This window comes from Methanobrevibacter sp. (genome assembly GCF_045577275.1).
GTDB lineage: Archaea > Methanobacteriota > Methanobacteria > Methanobacteriales > Methanobacteriaceae > Methanobrevibacter.
Window position 1 is genome coordinate 1 of the sequence record NZ_JAZNIB010000150.1, and the last position, 1,719, is coordinate 1,719.

General features: G+C 33.0%; 2 protein-coding genes. One reads left to right on the top strand and one right to left on the bottom strand.

Annotation, left to right across the window (positions count from 1 at the left end):
* Positions 1 to 63: 63 nt before the first annotated feature.
* On the bottom strand, positions 64 to 1,056 hold the full coding sequence (gene priS / locus ACKI67_RS04515) for a DNA primase catalytic subunit PriS (protein WP_407462208.1): 993 nt from the start codon (positions 1,054 to 1,056) through the stop codon (positions 64 to 66).
* 198 nt (positions 1,057 to 1,254) lie between these two features.
* Between priS and ACKI67_RS04520 the strand changes: the two genes are divergently transcribed.
* A partial coding sequence (locus tag ACKI67_RS04520; protein ID WP_407462209.1) for a hypothetical protein occupies positions 1,255 to 1,719 on the top strand: 465 nt, incomplete at its 3' end.

The following is a 1,719-nucleotide window of genomic DNA, read 5'->3' on the forward strand; positions in this document are numbered from 1 at the left end:
AGGCAATTGAGTCATGTTTTCACTAATTTTTTATAAAATTAAGAAAAAAAATAGATATAAAAATTATTTTTCTGCTACATTTTCATCTTTTCTTTCATATACGAACTTAGGAACAGCATGCTTAAAAGGATCAAATGTCTCGGGATTCTTGACTTCAACACATTTCATGCTTACCTTGGAGTGCAAGGAACTTGGAAGCCTTAAGATTCTCTTCAAGTCAATTGTTACCTTTGCATCGATTGTTGCAAGGTTTACTCTTGCCATTGCATTTACCATATCCTTATATCTTCTTGGACCAATATTTTGCTTGAATGAACCCCAATCGTCTTCATAAAGATAATCCCTATGCTTTATCAAATCCTTCATGAGACGCTTATTGATTCCGTCAAGGTTCTCATCCCCTTTCAAATGAAGGATATTGTATTTGACCTTTTCAGTAAACACAGCAGGATATGCTATTGGAATGGAAAAGTGCTCAAAGTTATATGGTTTTCCTCCAGGCATGATATTCGGATATTCTGCCTTTGGAACTTCAGCACCAGCAACATACTTCAATACTTCAGCTCTCAAGTCACTGTCTGCCTCCATCATCACAGGATCAAGTATCCTTATGTGGAATCCTCTTCCAGAATAGATTAAATGAATGTTCTTAAGACCTAAATCACCTTTTAATGTATCCAACATTATATTTACTCTCTCAAGAGCTTCACCTAGGCATATCTCGCAAACCCCATCACAGTTGCATGAGCGTATAGGCAAGTCCTTAGCATCAATATCAAAGATGTATTCTGCCTTTTCCCATCCTCCACGATTACGTGGATTTGCATAAAATGCTACAGAGATGTATGCTGCAAAAGGAGTCTTGGTTCTTAAAAATCGTTTAAGGGCAGTTGTTCCAAAAAATACCTTATATCTGTCATTAGGACCGTGCCCTAAATGGTCAAAACCGAATTCTCTTTTGGTGATTCCTTCGGATATAAAATCTGGAATGTCCTTTTCAGACCATTCCTCCCTATAATATCTTCTTCTCTCTTGAATGCTTGATGTACCAAACATGAAATCACCGAATTAGAATAATTTTAAATACAAATAAGTTTTTTATAAAATCAAATAAATATTAAATATAAGTAAAAATATTTATGATTTATATAATACTTATAATTTATTATGAGCCTTAAATGGGACAAAAATCAATATTTAAAAAATGAAATTTAAAGGTTTAAAATCAATATAAAAAAGAAAATGAGGATTATCATGTTAAGTGAAGAGGAATTAAGAAGACTGATAGAAAGCTTAACAGTTAGGGAGATCATTGAACCTGCATTGGATAATTGGATTCCATATGAATCAACTGGAAAGACAATCATCAACTTAAAGACAGGAAAAATAGTTGGAATCGGATTGAACCACAACGAATTGCTTGATATAGACCACGACAATGACCATATTGAACTTTATAAAATTGAAGCTGAAGAAGACCTCTTTGATGAGGAAGAGCTTTTAGAAATGGAGGAATATGAAAAATTCCTTGAATTCAAATCCGAAAAAGAGGATAATGATGAATATTACGATGATTACGACCCAGAATTGCTGAATGAGTTCTGTGAAATCGAATCAATCGATAAAAAGGAAAGACAAATAAGAATCTTGATAGTATACTATGAAGAGTATCATTTTAATAATTTCGAAGAGTTTGAACATTCAATAATACTAAAATAC